This is a genomic window from Polaribacter reichenbachii (assembly GCF_001975665.1).
In the GTDB taxonomy this organism is placed as follows: domain Bacteria; phylum Bacteroidota; class Bacteroidia; order Flavobacteriales; family Flavobacteriaceae; genus Polaribacter; species Polaribacter reichenbachii.
This window is the reverse complement of sequence record NZ_CP019419.1, coordinates 1,441,242-1,458,135: the sequence shown is the minus strand read 5'-3', so window position 1 is coordinate 1,458,135 and position 16,894 is coordinate 1,441,242. Positions and strand designations below refer to the sequence as shown.

General features: G+C 30.1%; 14 protein-coding genes and 2 tRNA genes. 13 read left to right on the top strand and 3 right to left on the bottom strand.

The genetic code is table 11. The features are described 5' to 3' along the window. Positions 1 to 44: 44 nt before the first annotated feature. From BW723_RS06105 to BW723_RS06075, 7 genes are all read left to right on the top strand, one after another. Entirely contained in the window at positions 45 to 1,031 is a 987-nt protein-coding gene (locus BW723_RS06105; protein WP_068360779.1) for an aldo/keto reductase, read from the top strand. 35 nt (positions 1,032 to 1,066) lie between these two features. Next, complete coding sequence (locus tag BW723_RS06100) at positions 1,067 to 1,408, top strand: HopJ type III effector protein (RefSeq protein WP_068360783.1); 342 nt, start codon at positions 1,067 to 1,069, stop codon at positions 1,406 to 1,408. A gap of 3 nt (positions 1,409 to 1,411) precedes the next feature. Then, a complete protein-coding gene (locus BW723_RS06095; RefSeq protein WP_068360786.1) occupies positions 1,412 to 1,984 on the top strand; it encodes a uracil-DNA glycosylase family protein in 573 nt (190 codons plus the stop codon). Between the two features lie 33 nt (positions 1,985 to 2,017). Next, the gene (locus BW723_RS06090) at positions 2,018 to 3,754 is read left to right on the top strand and encodes a M28 family peptidase (RefSeq protein ID WP_068360789.1); all 1,737 of its coding nucleotides are present in this window, start codon (positions 2,018 to 2,020) and stop codon (positions 3,752 to 3,754) included. Further along, positions 3,754 to 4,086 (top strand): MGMT family protein, encoded by a 333-nt coding sequence (locus BW723_RS06085; protein WP_068360793.1) that lies wholly within the window; start codon positions 3,754 to 3,756, stop codon positions 4,084 to 4,086. The genes BW723_RS06090 and BW723_RS06085 overlap by 1 nt, the downstream gene beginning before the upstream one ends. 276 nt (positions 4,087 to 4,362) lie before the next feature. Further along, a complete protein-coding gene (locus BW723_RS06080; RefSeq protein WP_068361032.1) occupies positions 4,363 to 5,502 on the top strand; it encodes an Mrp/NBP35 family ATP-binding protein in 1,140 nt (379 codons plus the stop codon). A 4-nt stretch (positions 5,503 to 5,506) separates the two neighbouring features. Further along, positions 5,507 to 5,743 carry a NifU family protein gene (locus BW723_RS06075; protein WP_068361035.1) on the top strand — a complete coding sequence of 79 codons (237 nt, stop codon included), beginning with the start codon at positions 5,507 to 5,509 and terminating at the stop codon, positions 5,741 to 5,743. Positions 5,744 to 5,923: 180 nt separating this feature from the next. On the opposite strand, the gene BW723_RS06070 is transcribed toward BW723_RS06075, so the two are convergent. Continuing rightward, complete coding sequence (locus tag BW723_RS06070) at positions 5,924 to 6,895, bottom strand: type I phosphomannose isomerase catalytic subunit (RefSeq protein ID WP_068360796.1); 972 nt, start codon at positions 6,893 to 6,895, stop codon at positions 5,924 to 5,926. A gap of 230 nt (positions 6,896 to 7,125) precedes the next feature. Between BW723_RS06070 and BW723_RS06065 the strand changes: the two genes are divergently transcribed. The 6 genes from BW723_RS06065 (at position 7,126) to BW723_RS06040 (ending at position 10,855) form a co-directional block, all read left to right on the top strand. Further along, a tRNA-Gly gene (locus tag BW723_RS06065) sits at positions 7,126 to 7,197 on the top strand. A 23-nt stretch (positions 7,198 to 7,220) separates the two neighbouring features. Continuing rightward, positions 7,221 to 7,306: transfer RNA gene (locus tag BW723_RS06060), tRNA-Leu, on the top strand. A gap of 140 nt (positions 7,307 to 7,446) precedes the next feature. Beyond that, complete coding sequence (locus BW723_RS06055) at positions 7,447 to 8,028, top strand: HupE/UreJ family protein (RefSeq protein ID WP_068360799.1); 582 nt, start codon at positions 7,447 to 7,449, stop codon at positions 8,026 to 8,028. 57 nt (positions 8,029 to 8,085) lie between these two features. After that, positions 8,086 to 8,511: a deoxycytidylate deaminase gene (locus BW723_RS06050; RefSeq protein ID WP_068360801.1), complete on the top strand. Its 426-nt coding sequence runs from the start codon at positions 8,086 to 8,088 to the stop codon at positions 8,509 to 8,511. After that, on the top strand, positions 8,504 to 10,075 hold the full coding sequence (locus tag BW723_RS06045; protein WP_068360803.1) for a S41 family peptidase: 1,572 nt from the start codon (positions 8,504 to 8,506) through the stop codon (positions 10,073 to 10,075). The genes BW723_RS06050 and BW723_RS06045 overlap by 8 nt, the downstream gene beginning before the upstream one ends. A 15-nt stretch (positions 10,076 to 10,090) precedes the next feature. Next, positions 10,091 to 10,855: a UDP-2,3-diacylglucosamine diphosphatase gene (locus BW723_RS06040; protein ID WP_068360806.1), complete on the top strand. Its 765-nt coding sequence runs from the start codon at positions 10,091 to 10,093 to the stop codon at positions 10,853 to 10,855. Positions 10,856 to 10,905: 50 nt separating this feature from the next. Here the strand turns inward: BW723_RS06040 and BW723_RS06035 are convergent, their stop codons facing one another. Both BW723_RS06035 and BW723_RS06030 read right to left on the bottom strand, forming a co-directional pair. After that, the gene (locus tag BW723_RS06035; RefSeq protein ID WP_068360810.1) at positions 10,906 to 13,782 is read right to left on the bottom strand and encodes a TonB-dependent receptor; all 2,877 of its coding nucleotides are present in this window, start codon (positions 13,780 to 13,782) and stop codon (positions 10,906 to 10,908) included. Between the two features lie 160 nt (positions 13,783 to 13,942). Next, on the bottom strand, positions 13,943 to 16,879 hold the full coding sequence (locus tag BW723_RS06030) for a TonB-dependent receptor (RefSeq protein WP_068360813.1): 2,937 nt from the start codon (positions 16,877 to 16,879) through the stop codon (positions 13,943 to 13,945). Between the last annotated feature and the right edge of the window lie 15 nt (positions 16,880 to 16,894).

Sequence of the window (16,894 nt, the reverse complement as noted above, 5' to 3'; positions counted from 1 at the left end):
AAATTGTAGTATTTTTGAATTGAAACAATACTTACTTTAATATAATGAACTACAGAAAATTAGGTAAAACAGGTTTAAATATCTCAGAAATTAGTTTAGGTACTTGGCAAGTTGGAGGTAAATGGGGAAGTGAGTTTAGTTTTAATAATGCAGAAAAAATAATAAATTCTGCCATAGATAATGGAATTAATTTTATTGATACAGCAGATGTTTATAGCGAAGGTTTAAGCGAAAAAGCTGTTGGTAAAGTTATTCGCACTAGATCTGAAGAAGTTTTTGTAGCAACTAAATGTGGACGACAACTAAATCCTCATATCAATGCATCTTATACTACAACTTCTCTAAGAAAATTTGTTGAAGATAGTTTGTCTAATTTAGGTTTAGAAAGAATAGATTTAATACAATTACATTGTCCACCAACTGAAGTTTATAGTCGTCCAGAAATTTTTGGTTTGTTCAACGATTTAACCAAAGAAGGTAAAATTAGAAACTATGGTGTTAGTGTAGAAAAAGTAGAAGAAGCTTTAATGGCAATAGAATTTGAAGGTGTAAGTACAGTTCAAATTATTTATAATATGTTTCGTCAAAAACCAAATGAATTATTTTTTAAAGAAGCAAAAAAGAAGAATGTTGGTATTATTGCTAGAGTTCCTTTAGCAAGTGGTTTGTTAACCGGAAAATTTAATAAAACAACAACTTTCGAAAAAAATGATCATCGATTTTTTAACAGAAATGGTGAAGCTTTTGACAAAGGAGAAACTTTTTCTGGAATAGATTATCATCTAGGTTTACAAGCTACAGAAGAATTAAAAAAAGTTTTTAATAGAGATAAAAACCTTGTTCATAAAGCTTTACAATGGATTTTATCTTTTAATGAAATTAGCTGTGTAATTCCTGGAGCTTCAAATACAGAACAATTATTATCTAACTTAAATACATTAAAAGCAAATCCAATTTCTAAACAAGAAATAGAACAAACAAAAGCAATATACGATACGTTTATTAAATCTGAAGTGCATAATTTATGGTAAAACAATTTAAAACTTACTTATCAAAATAATTATAAATGACAATCCAAGAATTCAAAAAGAAATTAAAAGAAAATCCAAACTCAATTTTATTTGCAGATACCATACAAGTAATAGAAGACAATTATAATTTTACACCAACAGCTTTTATAAACGGAACAATCAAAAATAAAGCTGGAGAAAATTCTGGTTCTTGTAAATTATTTACTTTTGCAACACATCAGCAATTAACAAAAGAAGATGCTTTAGCTTGTTTTGGAGAACATTATCAAAATGTTCTAGAGGATGAAAATGGAACATCACACCAAAATATTAGAAACTTTATGAAAACTGGTTTTAGTGGTTTATCTTTTAATGGTGATGCTTTAGAATTAAAGTAATTAATGCAAAACCTTTTATCAGAAATAAAAAAATGTACTATTTGTGAACCTCATTTAGATTTGGGTGCAAATCCTGTAGTTACTGGACATCAAAACTCAAAAATTGTAATTATTGGTCAAGCTCCAGGAACAAAAGTGCACAAATCTGGTATTCCTTGGGATGACGCAAGTGGAAAACAACTCAGAAAATGGCTCAATGTTTCTGATGACGATTTTTACAATGTAAATAAGTTTGCAATTGTGCCAATGGGTTTTTGTTATCCAGGAAAAGGAAAAAGTGGCGATAAACCACCCAAAAAAGAATGCGCTCCTAAATGGCATCAGGAATTATTTGATAAAATGCCCAATATAGAATTGATTATTTTAATAGGAATGTATGCGCAAAATTATTACCTAAAAGACAAAGCAAAAAGAACGCTTACAGAAACCGTAGACAACTATCCAGCATATTTACCCAATTATTTTACAATGCCTCATCCAAGTCCTAGAAACCGTTTTTGGTTTACAAAAAATCCGTGGTTTGAAAAAAATGTGATTCCTGAATTACAGAAAAGAGTTGCCGAAATTTTGAATTAAAAAAACTACATTTATAACTTCTAAAACCAAGTTATGTTCAAAAAATTAAGTTACTTTTTATGCATTGCAATAGTATTTATCAGCTGTACAAGTAATGATCCAAAACCATTAAACACATCAAATTATACTGATGTAATCAACGAAGAATTTACTGGAGATTTAGCTTATGAAATCACTTCTTTTGTTGAAAAATATTGGAGAGTTGTTGGTAATTCTGGCTTCAATGAAAGTATTTATAAAGTTGAAGAAGCACTTGTAAAAGCGGGCTATATTTTAGAAGAAAATGCCACAGAAAATGATGTTTTAACCTATAGAATTGAAAAACGACCGCTTAAAAAACCTACTTGGGAATCTGTTAATGCAATTGTTGAATTTGAAGGCAGTAAAGAAGAGCCTCTTTTATCTCATGCTACAAACAGAAATATGATTGCTTTAAATTCTTACAGCACACCAAAAGAAGGATTTTCTGCTGAAGTAATCCATATAAAAGACTTTAAAAACATAGCTAATATCGATGTAAAAGGGAAAATTGTTTTTGCAGAAACGAGTCCTTATCGAATTTATAAAGCTGCAATTGTAAACGGAAAAGCTGCAGGAATTATGACTTATAATAATCCTGATTATTTACAACCAGAAAAAAATGTAACCTCTATTCAGTTTCGTTCAATTCCTCACGATTCTGTTAACAAACCTTGGGCAATTGCAATGTCTTTTGCAGCAAAAGAACGTTTAAAAAAGGCCTTAGAAAAAGGAAAAGTTAGCTTAAACGTTAAGGTTGAAACCAAAATTTATCCTTCTGAAGAATTAACAATTGTTGCAGATATTAAAGGAAATGAAAAACCAAAAGAACGTTTAGTTTTTAGTGCTCACGTACAAGAACCTGGCGCAAATGATAATGCTACAGGAGTTGGTGTTGCTCTAGAAATGGCATCGTTAACTGCAAAATTTATCCAACAAAAACAATACCAACCTAAAAGATCATTAACATTTTTATGGGGAGATGAAATTGTGTCTACTAGAAGATACGTACAAGAAGATTCTATTAGAGCCAAAGATATTAAATGGGGAATTTCTTTAGATATGGTTGGTGAAGACACTAAAAAAACTGGAGGTACTTTCTTGATTGAAAAAATGCCAGATCCCAGTGCAATTTGGACACGTGGAAATGACAAACACACAGAATGGGGTGGTTCTAAAATGAAATTAGATCAAATGAAACCTCATTATTTAAACGATTTTTTAATTGATAAATTCAAAGCGCAAGGCAAAAGAGCCAATTGGGTTGTTAGCACAAATCCGTTTGAAGGTGGTAGTGATCACGTTCCTTTTTTAAGAGAAAATATACCAAGTGTTTTGTTTTGGCATTTTACAGATCAGTTTTATCATACAGATAATGACAGAATAGACAAAGTATCTAAAACAACCCTAAAAAATGTAGGTACAACTGCTTTAATTGCTGCATACACTTTATTAAATGCTGATGAAAATACTGCAAAATCCATTTTATCTAACCTTGAAAAAGCAGCTGTAAGTCGTTTAAACGAAGAATTAAAACAAAGTAAATTAGCCATTAATAAAGGTGACTCTTTAACAACACAAATAAAAATTATTAATGCTTGGAAAGATTGGTATCAAAAATCATTTACAACTACTTTAGATTTGGTAAATGACGATAACTTAATCAACCAAGAAATTGAAAGCTCTAAACAATTAATTGATTCTATTTCTAAAGATATTATTCATAAACTTCAACAAAAAAACGAATTGTAATGACAAAGAAATCAGATAATTTTTTTGAAAAAGTATACACAGTTGTTCGTCAAATTCCTTTTGGTAAAGTAACCAGTTATGGAGCAATTGCTACTTATTTAGGGGCAGCAAAATCTGCAAGAATGGTAGGTTGGGCTATGAATAAAGCCCATAATTTAGAAGATGTTCCTGCACACAGAGTTGTAAATAAAAAAGGATTATTAACTGGCAAACATCATTTTGATGGCACAAATTTAATGCAACAATTATTAGAAAACGAAGGCATTGTTGTTATTGATAATCAAATTCAAGATTTAGAAAAAGTTTCTTGGAATCCTATGGATGAACTTTAATCCATCATTCTAAACTTGTTTCAAAAACTAAACTGTAATTATTTCCTAATTTTATAAAAAATTACAAAAAAACAATTGTAAGTTCGAGTAGTTTTTTTCGATTAAATAAGAGAAATTATATCAAGAAGAGATCTATAATCAGTAATTATCAATCCATAAACAATCACAATTTATTTGCTTTATTTTGTGATTTGTAAGGCGTATCTTTGTATGGTAGATTAAGTAAAAACTAAAGATGTTGCTTATAGCAAATTGCTACAAGCCAAAAGCGAAGAAATGAGTTTTAAAAAACAAGATATATACAACGCATTAGAAACAATTACAGCTCCTGGAGAGGGTAAAAGTTTAATAGAAAACAACAACGTAAAAAATGTTGTTATTTTTGGTGATGAAGTAAATGTTGATGTTACCATCAGTAACCCAACTTTACAAGCAAAAAAGAAAATTGAAACCGAAATTACCAAAGCCATTAAAACTAATGTTGATGAAAAAATTGAGGTAAAAATCAATTTAAAGGTAGAAAAAGCTACACCAAAAGAAGACCCGAATTTAATTCGTGGTAAAGAAATACCAAATATTAAAAACATTATAGCAATTGCTTCTGGTAAAGGAGGTGTTGGTAAATCTACAGTAACTTCTAACTTAGCAGTTTCTTTAGCTAAAATGGGCTTTAGTGTAGGTGTTTTAGATGCAGATGTTTACGGTCCATCACAACACATTATGTTTGATGTGGAAAAAGAAAAACCTCTTTCTGTAAATGTAGATGGGCGTTCTAAAATGAAACCAATCGAAAATTACGGAGTAAAATTATTGTCTTTAGGTTTCTTTACAAATCCAGATCAGGCTGTAATTTGGCGAGGACCAATGGCATCTAAAGCATTAAAACAATTAATTTTTGATGCAGCTTGGGGCGAGTTAGATTTTCTTTTAATCGATTTACCTCCAGGTACAGGAGATGTACATTTATCAATAGTACAAGCCTTACCAATAAACGGGGCAGTTGTAGTTTCTACACCACAAAATATTGCTTTGGCAGATGCTAAAAAAGGAGTTGCTATGTTTCAACAAGACAGCATTAAAGTACCTGTGTTAGGAATCATTGAAAATATGGCTTATTTTACACCAGAAGAATTACCTAACAATAAATATTATATCTTTGGTAAAGATGGTGCAAAAAATCTTGCAGAAGATATAAACACAACTTTTTTAGGCGAAATTCCGTTAGTACAAAGTATTCGTGAAGCTGGAGATGTTGGGCATCCAGTAGCTTTACAAAAAGATACTGTTTTAGAAAAATCATTTAGCAATATTACTAAAGAAATGGTATCTCAATTATTAAAAAGAAATGCAAATTTACCACCAACAGAAGTAGTAAGAATTACAACAATGAGTGGTTGTAGTTCAGTTAAAAAATAAGATGATGACAGCACAAGAAACACAAAATAATGTAGAAAAAGCGTTAGACGAAATTCGTCCGTTTTTAATAAGCGATGGTGGTAATATTAAATTACTTTCTATAGAAGATGCCATTGTAAAAGTACAATTAGAAGGCGCTTGTACAGGTTGCTCTGTAAATCAAATGACCTTAAAAAATGGTGTAGAAGCTACTATTAAAAAGTACGCTCCAGAAATACAAGAAGTAATTAACGTTGCTTAAAAAAACAATTTGGGCGTTACTTTTTGCAGCAAGCAAGCTGCAATAAAGTCAGGCTTTCAGCACTCGCTTTTTTGTTTTGCTGAATAAAAATTCAGCAAAACAAAAAGAGCTTAAACAAATGCTTCAATCCTTAACGCGTTTATCAAACTCAATAAAAAGCGCGAAAAAATAATTATATTTTTAATAATATACTTCTAAAACCTTTGCATTTGCTGCTTTTAACTGAATCGTTTTTATAGCAGCTGGCAATAATAATGTTTCTCCAGTATTAATAGTATAAGTTTTTCCTTTAGAAATTAAATCAACAGAACCTTCTACACACATATAAATTACAAAAGAATCTATTTCTGAGTAATCCTTATCAATTGTAGTATTAATATCTAAAATGTTTGTTCTAAAGTAAGGTGAATAAACTAATTTATTAGAAACATTCTTTTCTAAATCATATTCAGTTTTATAATTACTGTGTACCTCATAATCTAAAACATCCATAGCCATATCACTATGTAATTCTCTTTTTTCTCCAGTTTTAGCATCTACTCTATCATAATCATAAATACGATAGGTAATATTAGATGTCTGCTGAATTTCAGCTAACAAAACTCCTGCCCCAATTGCGTGCACACGACCAGTTGGTATATAAAAAGTATCACCTTTATTAACAATTTCGTGATGCATTACTTCTAAAATCGTGTTATTTGCCAAATGTGTTTTGTAACCTTCTGCATCTATTTTTTCATCAAAACCAACAATTAACTCAGCATCTTTATCAGCTTGCATTACATACCACATTTCATTTTTCCCAAAAGAATTATGACGCTCTTTAGCAACTTCGTTATTAGGATGCACTTGAATTGATAAAGGTGTTTTAGCATCAATAAACTTTATTAATAATGGGAATTCTTCTCCGAATTTTTCATAAACTGCATTCCCAACAAAATCACCTTTAAACTCATTGGTTAAATCTCTTAAAGATTTACCTTCTAAATCTCCTCCTGCAACTACAGTTTCGTCACCAGAAACATCAGAAATTTCCCAAGATTCTCCAATATTCTCTTCAGAATAATTTTTATTTAATTCCGTTTTTAATTTTTCTCCACCCCAAATTCTGTACTTGTAGATTGGCGCAAATTTTAAAGGATATAATTTCATAATATTTTTTTAAAAAGTCAAATAACAAATTTAGATATATAATTTTAATTGATGTAAAACTAACATTAAATTCAACATAAGCCTTGTTAAAAACGAACTGAAAATGAGAAAAGCCATATTTTAAAAATAAATTATAAAAAAACTGAAAAAGTATTTGCTAGATCTATAAAACTTATTATATTTGCACCGCTCTAATAATTTAGAGTTTATGTTCTTTAAAAAACAAGACTGCGAAAGTAGCTCAGGGGTAGAGCATCACCTTGCCAAGGTGAGGGTCGCGGGTTCAAATCCCGTCTTTCGCTCTAAACCTTTTATAAAATTTCATGCTGAAGTGGTGGAATTGGTAGACACGCTGGACTTAAAATCCAGTGAGCAGTAATGCTCGTATGGGTTCAAGTCCCATCTTCAGTACAAGAACCGTAACATTTATTTGTTACGGTTTTTTTGTTTTCATCAAATTTTAACAATATCTATAAGATTTATCTTAATTTTTGATTTAAATCGCTTACAGTTTTTAATATCTTTGGTTTTCATTAATTCAAATTTTAAAAATGGAAGATTTTATTCTTTACTTTAAAATGGGTTTAAATCACGTTTTAGACTTCTCTGCTTACGATCATATTATCTTTTTAATTGTTTTAGCTGTTGTTTTTACTTATTATGAAATAAAAAAAGTAATTGGGTTAGTTACCTTATTTACCCTTGGTCATTCAGTTACATTAGCCTTATCTGCCTATAAAATTTTAAACATCAGCATAGAATTAATAGAATTTTTAATTCCGTTAACCATTTTTATTACTGGTTTTGTAAATATTATAACTTCCAAGAATTCATCCTCTAAAAAAAATAATATAAATTTAATTTTTGCCCTATTTTTCGGATTAATTCACGGTTTAGGCTTTTCTAATTATTTTAGAATGATGATTGGTCAAGAAGAAAATAAACTTATGCCTTTAGTAGAATTTGCACTCGGAATTGAAGTTGCACAAATAATAATAGTTTTAGGTATTTTAATTTTAGGAACAATATTTCAAAATGCTTTTAAAGTAGAAAAAAGAGATTGGGTTTTGGTCTGTTCATCAATTGTAATTGGTTTTGCAATACAAATGATGGCTGACAGAGTGTTTTGGTAAAAAAATTGTCTAATTATTAACGCCTTAATCCTTTAAATCTTTTTAATTTCGTTTTTTATGAATGAAAAGAAGCAACTAAAGTACGATATGGCCTATTTAAAGATGGCTCGTGAATGGGGAAAACTCTCTCATTGTAAAAGAAAACAAGTTGGTGCTTTAATTGTAAAAGAAAGAATGATTATTTCTGACGGTTTTAACGGAACCCCAACTGGTTTCGATAATTGCTGCGAAGATGAAGAAGGAAAAACGAAATGGGAAGTTTTACACGCAGAAGCAAATGCTATTTTAAAAGTGGCATCCTCTACACAATCTGCAAAAGATGCTACTTTATATATTACTTTATCTCCTTGTACAGATTGCAGCAAATTAATACATCAAGCAGGAATTAAACGTGTTGTTTATGCAAATGCATACAAAGACCCAGCAGGATTAAAATTTTTAGAAAAAGCTGGTGTAGAAATTAAGTACTTACCTTATGAATAAAAATAATTTACCTATATATTTTGCAATTGCTGTGGTTTTAGGCATTTTAATTGGCGTGTTTTTCGGAGGAAATTCTAGCAATTTATTGTCGCTTTCTAAAAACCAATCGCAAGAACAGAAAATTAAAAAGCTTATTAATTTTATTGAACAAGATTATGTAGATGATGTAAATACAGACGATCTTTTAGATGGTGCAATTACACAAATGTTGGGTAAATTAGATCCGCATTCTATATACATACCAAAAGAGAATCAGCAAGCGAACATAGAAAATATGCAAGGTAATTTTGTTGGTATTGGAGTTCAATTTAGAATGATAAAAGACTCAATAACTGTAGTACAACCAATTAAAGGAGGCCCAAGCATAAAAGCGGGTATAAAAGCTGGAGACAGAATTTTAATGGCAAATAACGATACTTTATATGGCAAAAAGTTTAAAACTGGTATTGTACCAAAATACTTAAAAGGAAAACCAGAAACCAAAGTAGCTCTTCAGATTTATAGAAAAAGTAACGATTCGTTATTTACAGTAGATATTACTCGCGGAAAAGTAAACATTAAAAGCGTAGATTTAGCTTATATGCTTAACGATTCTATTGGCTATATAAAACTAGATCGTTTTGCTAGAAATACATACAGAGAATTTAAATCATCACTTAATAGTTTAATTGATGATGGAATGACAGATCTTGTTTTAGATTTACGTGGAAATGGTGGTGGTTTTATAGACATTGCCAACAGAATTATAGATGAGTTTTTAGAAGATGATAAATTAATGGTCTTCACAAAAAATAACAAAGAACAAATTGAAGAGTTTTTTGCAACCTCTATTGGTTCTTTTGAAGAAGGTGGTTTGTATGTTTTAATTGATGAAAATTCAGCTTCTGCATCAGAAATTGTGGCTGGTGCTTTGCAAGACAATGATAAAGGAACAATTATAGGTCGTAGATCTTTTGGTAAAGGTTTAGTACAAATAGAAATGGATTTAGGAGATGGTTCTGCTGTGCGTTTAACAACTGCAAGATATTACACACCAACAGGGCGTTCTATACAAAAACCCTACGCTAAAAATGGAGATAAAAATTACAGAAAAGATTATCAGAATAGAATTGCAAACGGAGAATTATTAAGTAAAGACAGTATTAAAGTAATTGATTCTTTGCAATTTAAAACACCAAAAGGTAAAATAGTTTATGGTGGTGGAGGTATAATTCCTGATGTTTTTGTAGCCATAGACACTACTTCTTACATGTCTAATTTCTATTATAACACTGTAAATAATTTTGCTTTCGATTATGTTGATAATAACAGAACTTTATTATCAAAATGGACAATAGATACTTTTGTTGATAAATTTGATATAGATGATACTGTTTTTGATGCTTATTTATCAAAAATAAAAGACAGAGCAAATCCGTCTTTTAAAACCAAAAAAAGCTTAAAAAAATATTTAAACGCTTCTATTGCAAATGTACTTTTTGGTGATGTTGGTTTTTATAGAATTATTCATAAAGACGATAAAATGCTGCAAAAAGTTTTGGAGTTGGAAAGTAAAGAGGAATAGCTTTTCTTTGCAAAGATGATTGAAATTAACACTACCAAAAATAAGAAAGTCTATTTTGCTTCTGACCAACATTTAGGTGCACCTACTCCTGAAAAAAGTTTTCCTCGCGAAAAGAAATTTGTAGCTTGGTTAAACTTGATAAAAGATGATGCAGAAGCCATTTTTTTAGTTGGTGATTTGTTCGATTTTTGGTTCGAATACGAAACTGTAGTTCCTAAAGGATTTGTTAGAGTTTTAGGAAAATTAGCAGAAATTAGAGATTCTGGAATACCAATTTATTTTTTTGTAGGTAATCACGATCTTTGGATGAATGACTATTTTGAAAAAGAACTAAACATACCTGTTTATCATAAACCACAAGTTTTTTTAATTAACAATAAAAAGGTTTTTATTGGTCATGGAGATGGTTTAGGGCCAGATGATAAAGGTTTTAAGCGTATGAAAAAAGTGTTTACGTTTCCTTTATTTAAATGGATGTTTAAATGGTTTCATCCAGATTTGGGTGTAAAATTAGGTCAATTTATGTCTGTTAAAAACAAAATGATTTCTGGCGATGAAGACTCTAAATTTTTAGGTGAAGATAAAGAATGGTTGGTACAATATTGCAAACGCAAATTAGAAAGCAATCATTACGATTATTTTGTGTTTGGCCACAGACATTTACCTTTAGAAATTCAACTAAATGAAAATAGTAAATACATTAATCTTGGAGATTGGATTAACTATTTTACTTATGCCGAATTCAGTACCGATTTTAAATTATTAAAATATCAACAATAAAAAAAGACGACCATATAAATAGCCGCCTTTTTTATGAAAAGTATTTGTAATTATTTTAAGTTAAAACTTAATCTTGCGAATAAGAATCTACCACTAATACCAAATTGCTGTGCTCTTCTAGACCAATCAAAACGTCCAGAACTTCTGTTCCCATAAGCAGCATCTGCCATATCTGGATAAATATCTAATAAGTTATTTGCACCAATAGTTAACGTTAAATTATCTGCAGCTTTATAACCAAAAGATAAATCAGTAACTACTTTAGAGCTGAATACTTGCTGATTTGCAACTACTGTAGTTGCTTCTGTTACTTCACCAAAATATACATTTCTTAAAAAGATATTAAACTTACCAGAAGTAAAACTATTTGTTAAATTAAACTTAGTTCTCGGTACAGCTTCTTCTAAATAAACTCTACTATCTTCAGGAAAATAAGTACTTTCTAAACCGGCATTCTTTAAAACTTCAGATGATTTTATATCTCCAACTTGTTCTGTTTTAGATAAGGTAGCAGATAAATCTGATGTTAATCTAGAATTTGAACCAAGATCTGCTTTATGCGTAATTACAAAATCTAAACCTTTAGACTGCGTATCTATTGCATTTGCAAAGAAAGATGCTGCAGAAGCATTTGCTTGCGCTAAAAGATTATCTAATTCTGTACCTGTTCCTGGACCTTGAAACTGACCTGTATAAACTACTCTATCATCTATATTAACAACATAACCATCTAGAGTAAACGTAATATTAGATTCTGGTAATTTAGCTGTAAAACCTGCACTAAAACTACTAGAAGTTTCTTCTTTTAACTGAGGAATACCTAATAATTTTGCTGCTCTACTATCATTTGCAAAAGTACCAACTTCTTGCGGATCTCCATTTTGATCGAAAATAGTAGAAGTTGCATTATAATTTAATTGATGTAAAGATGGCGCTCTAAAACCGGTATTAAAAGAGGCTCTAATTCTAAAATTATCAGAAACTTTATAAATTGATGCTAATTTAAAATTAACTGTAGATCCAAAATCTGAATAGTTTTCGAAACGAGTAGCTGCAGTTAAAGAAAATTGCTCAGATAAAGTAGCATCTAAATCTACATAACCTGCAACACTATTTCTACCTCTACTTAACTCGTTACTTGGACTAAAACCAGGAAATACTTGAGAACCACCAGGTCTACCTGCACCAAAAAAGTCTGTTAAAGGTACTTGAGTAGAAAGTGTAATCGGTTCACCAGCTGCTGTATATTGTGAGTAAGAAGCTGTTTCACCTGCAATAATCTCGTAGTTTTCTAATCTATATTCTGCACCAAAAGCAACACCTAAACCTTGAAAGGTATCTTCGTAAAATTTACTTAAATCTAAATTTACCGTGTTTTGCGAAAAAGCAAATCCACCTGCATCAAAAGTAGTTGGAGAAGAATTTCCCATAGATGCATTAAAAGTATTACCAATCATATAATCGAATGAGTTTTTACCATAAGTATTAGAAAAATCTACATTCCATTCACCTATTTTACCCTTAATACCAACAGCTACAGACTTGTCTGTAATTGTAGAATTAATTTCTGGTAAAAAACCATTAATGTAAGCAGGTGTATAAGTTCTACTTTGGTTTGGTAGCCTATAAAAACCAGCTGAATTACCATTTCTAGAACCTAAACCAGCAAAAGAATAGATTTCTGTTCCATTATCATCTAAAGGCAATTTAAAGTTGGCAAAAAATCTACCTCCACGAACTTTAGATTGCCCAACTCTCATATTAAAATCTTTTCTTTCTAAACCTCTTGCAGCCAATTCTGCTGTAGTATTATCAGCAGATAAAATTGTCTGTAATTCTGGCTTTGTAGACGCTCCATTTAAATTAATACCAGCTGCATTTGCATACTGAATTACATCGCTTACATCATCATCTAATAATTTTGTTAAATCATAACCATCATTACTAGCAAATCTTTCTACAGTATTGTAAAGGTTAAAAACATTTCCTTCCCACTCTTTCATTCTGCTGTAATCTTCTCTAAAATCAAAATCTCCAGTAAAATTTATAAACCCTCCATTTTCGCCAATAGGTAAACCATAATTTGCGCTAATATTAATGGTTTCACCATCTACACCACCAGTTTGTCCGTTTGCATTTTTACTAAAGTTAGCTCCAGATGTTACATTTAAAGAAAGCTCATTTACACTTTCATTTAAAACAATATTAATAACCCCAGCAATAGCATCAGAACCATATTGTGCAGCAGCACCATCTCTTAAAACTTCTATTCTTTTAATTGATGCAGAAGGTATAGCATTTAAATCTGTACCTACACTACCTCTACCAAAAGTACCATTTACATTTACTAAAGAAGAAGTATGTCTTCTTTTTCCGTTGATTAAAACCAAAACTTGATCTGGTCCTAAACCTCTTAAAGATGCCGGATCTATGTGATCTGTTCCATCAGAAATTGTTTGTGTATTTGATGTAAATGATGGTGCAACAAAATTTAAAAGTTGATTTAAATTTACTTGAGGAGAACTCAATGCTAATTCTTTTACATTTACAATATCTATAGGCACAGGTGAGTCTATAGCTGTTCTATTTGGATTTCTAGAACCAATTACAACAACTTCTTCTAAAGCATTGTCATCTGCAACAACAATTGTTAAATACGCTGTAGTTGCAACTTTTACTTCTTTTGTTGCAAAACCCATAGAAGATACCACTAATGTTATTGGTAAACTTTTAACGCTAATACTAAACTCTCCATTATCGTCTGTTACAGTTCCATTTGTTGTTCCCTTTACTAATACATTCATATAAGGTAAAACACCTCCTGATTTATCAGTTACTTTCCCTTTTACAGTTTGTGCCATTAATCCAATAGGAAGCATAAACATAAAAGTAATCGTGATTAATTTTAAAAAATACTTTTGTTTCATAAAAAAAATTATTTGGTTGTTAAATAAATTTATACACTCCTACATAGTTTATATAAGTACGAGCTGTTTTTTATAAGAAGACAGTAAAGAAAAAAATATACTCTAAAAAAATTACTTTTTTTTCAAAGAAAACAATAAAACTCTGTTAAGTATTTAACGTTTATAGATTTATGTTGAATTTTAGATAGTAAAAAGCACCATTAGACCCCATTTGTGTAGCATCCCATTTACCACCACTATCTGTAAAAGTATCTTGTTCTGTTGGGTAAACATTAAATAAATTATTAGCACCCACTTGTAGGTTTAATGTTTTATTTAGTTGATAACCTAAATGCAAATCTGTAATAACTTTAGCTTTATAAGTATCTGTAGCAGCAGCTAATCTTTGCGAAACTGAATTATTATAATTTGCTAAATCTTTTGCTATTTGCCAATCAATGAGCTTAACCTCACTAAATCTTGTAATTTTTAAAGCTGCAGTTATTTTTTTTAGTTGATAATTAACACCAAAATTGAATTTATTTTTAGGTGCTGATGCTAATAAAAATTGCTGTTCTCTTTTCCCAAAAAAAATTTCTTCTGCCAACATTCTGTTATTAATCTCTTCTATGACCATATGATTAATATTACCAGCAAAATCAAAAGAAAGTGTTCCTTTTGTTAATTTCTTTTGCCAATTTAAAACTAAATCTACACCCGTAGTTCTAGTATTTACACCATTAGCAAAAAACTGAACATTGTCTATATCTACACCTAAACTACTCGCATCAAAATTACCACTTAATATAATTCTATCTTTAATTGCCACATAGTAAGCATCTATAGCCATATTAAAATTTGATCCTAATTTAGAGGTAAATCCTAAACTAAAATTCTTAGCTTTTTCTTCTTTTAGCTTATCAATATTAAACCTTCTAGCAATGGCACTATTATTTGCAACCAATAAAGATTCTGTTGCTACATTACCAATAAAATTAGTAAAGGTTAAATTGTAATAAATTTGAGCTAAAGATGGCGCTCTAAAACCTGTACTAAAAGAAGTTCTTGCACTTAATTTATTGGTAATTTTAACTCTTGATGCAAGTTTGTAATTTAGTGTACTACCAAAATCGCTATAATACTCGTAACGTAAAGCTGCAGCAATCATAAATTTTTTAGAAAAATCTACTTCTGTATCTGCATAAACTCCAAAATTAGAACGATCTCTATCTACCTCATTTTCTATAGCATAACCAGGAAAACCTTGCGATCCTCCAGGTCTAATTACACCATTAAGCATTTGATATTCTGAAAACTGAGTATCAGAATCTATACTATTTCCATTAACATCATAAGATTTATAAGAAGCCTCTTCACCTGCAAAAATTTTATATTTATCAAGCCGATGTTCTAATCCTAAAGCAATATTAAAACCATATTTATCCTTTAAAAAATATTTAGAAAAATCGATACTTGTTGTATTTTGTATCAGTTGATGACCACCTGCATCAAAATCTGTTGGCGAGTTTTCTACTAAAGTTGCATTTAAGGTGTTTTTAATGTTATAATGAAAGTTATTTCTACCAAAAGTATTGTTAGCATCTATATTCCAATCATTAAAACTGGTAATCAATCCGAAGGAAAAAGAATTGTCTAAAATTTGTGAAGTAATTAATGGATTAAAACCATCTGGGTAAATTTCTAATACATTTCGTTCGCTTTCTGCTTTACGTGTAAATGCAAAAGCCTCAGTGTTTTTGTAGTTAAAACCTCCATTTGCATAAAACTTTGCGTTTTTGTGAATTGGTATTTCCGAATTCAAAAATAGACTCACATTACTTATACCTGCTTGCCCATAATTCTCTCGAATTTCTGTTCCTTTTCTAAACGTTTTATCCGAAGAAAGTGCCTCTGCAGTAATATTTACAAAACCACCTTTATTTATTTTTGTTCCGTAATTTAAAGCTAATTTGTAGATAAATCCGTCTGTTTTATTTGGCAATATATTTTCTGTATCTGCGTTGTAAAAACCAACTGTAGAACCGACATTTAATTCGTTATCAGAATCTTTTAAAACAATATTTAAAACACCTGCAATTGCATCAGAACCATATTGTGCTGAGGCTCCATCTCTTAAAAGTTCTATTCTTTTAATCGCAGAAATAGGAATTGTATTTAAATCTGTACCCGAATTTCCTCTACCTCTTGTACCATATAAATTTACTAATGATGCTTGATGCCTTCTTTTACCATTGATTAAAACTAAGGTTTGGTCTGGTCCTAAACCTCTAATAGTGGCAGGATCTATATGATCTGCGCCATCTGCACCAGATTGTTTTGTTGCGTTAAATGACGGAATTACATATTGCAAAAATTGATTTATTTCTACTTGACTATTTTTAGAAGCTGTTTTTTCGATATCTATAAAATCTATGGCAACTGGCGAATCATTAGCCACTCTATTTTTGTTTCTGGAACCAACGATCTGAACTTCTTCTAACTCTTGCCCCGCTAACAATGTTATGGTATGAAATTTATTTGCAATTAGTTTTAACTTTTTAGATTCGTGCCCTAAAAAACTAACGGTAACCAAATTGTTTTTAAGGGTTTCGAATTCAAAAATTCCATCTTGATTAGTAGTAACACCAACTAAAGAGCTTTGCTCTAACAAAGTTGCTCCTGTAAGAGGTGTATTATCTGAACTTAAAACAATACCTTTTACTCTAATTTTCTGCTCTTTAAAATCGTTATTAATAGAAGATTTAGGATTTATAACATCCGTCTTTTTTTTGTTAGCTTTTAACTTTTTGACATCTTTTTTGTTGTAAATAACGTAGTAATTATTACCTAAATCATCAATTACAAACGGGGTTAATTTTTCTAATAAAGAAATAGACTCTTCTAAAGAAAGGTCTTTAAAACCCTCTTCCTGAATATATTTACCCGAAAGTAAATTTACATTATAGGTAAAAAATATTTTATGTTTGTTACTAATTTTATTTAGTAAAACTGATAAAGGAATTGTTTTTTGTTCTGCTGTTTGCGCTACAGTTTTATGACAAATACAAAGAATTAAAAAAAATGATAAAAGAGTTTTATGAACATTTTTTCTAATCATCTCGTAAGATAAAGT

Coding starts and splice junctions, on each gene's coding strand:
- BW723_RS06055 (WP_068360799.1), top strand. CDS start 7,447: ATGGAAGATTTTATTCTTTACTTTAAAATGGGTTTAAATCACGTTTTA.
- BW723_RS06030 (WP_068360813.1), bottom strand. CDS start 16,879: ATGATTAGAAAAAATGTTCATAAAACTCTTTTATCATTTTTTTTAATT.
- BW723_RS06040 (WP_068360806.1), top strand. CDS start 10,091: ATGATTGAAATTAACACTACCAAAAATAAGAAAGTCTATTTTGCTTCT.
- BW723_RS06090 (WP_068360789.1), top strand. CDS start 2,018: ATGTTCAAAAAATTAAGTTACTTTTTATGCATTGCAATAGTATTTATC.
- BW723_RS06100 (WP_068360783.1), top strand. CDS start 1,067: ATGACAATCCAAGAATTCAAAAAGAAATTAAAAGAAAATCCAAACTCA.
- BW723_RS06035 (WP_068360810.1), bottom strand. CDS start 13,782: ATGAAACAAAAGTATTTTTTAAAATTAATCACGATTACTTTTATGTTT.
- BW723_RS06070 (WP_068360796.1), bottom strand. CDS start 6,895: ATGAAATTATATCCTTTAAAATTTGCGCCAATCTACAAGTACAGAATT.
- BW723_RS06075 (WP_068361035.1), top strand. CDS start 5,507: ATGACAGCACAAGAAACACAAAATAATGTAGAAAAAGCGTTAGACGAA.
- BW723_RS06045 (WP_068360803.1), top strand. CDS start 8,504: ATGAATAAAAATAATTTACCTATATATTTTGCAATTGCTGTGGTTTTA.
- BW723_RS06050 (WP_068360801.1), top strand. CDS start 8,086: ATGAATGAAAAGAAGCAACTAAAGTACGATATGGCCTATTTAAAGATG.
- BW723_RS06080 (WP_068361032.1), top strand. CDS start 4,363: ATGAGTTTTAAAAAACAAGATATATACAACGCATTAGAAACAATTACA.
- BW723_RS06085 (WP_068360793.1), top strand. CDS start 3,754: ATGACAAAGAAATCAGATAATTTTTTTGAAAAAGTATACACAGTTGTT.
- BW723_RS06105 (WP_068360779.1), top strand. CDS start 45: ATGAACTACAGAAAATTAGGTAAAACAGGTTTAAATATCTCAGAAATT.
- BW723_RS06095 (WP_068360786.1), top strand. CDS start 1,412: ATGCAAAACCTTTTATCAGAAATAAAAAAATGTACTATTTGTGAACCT.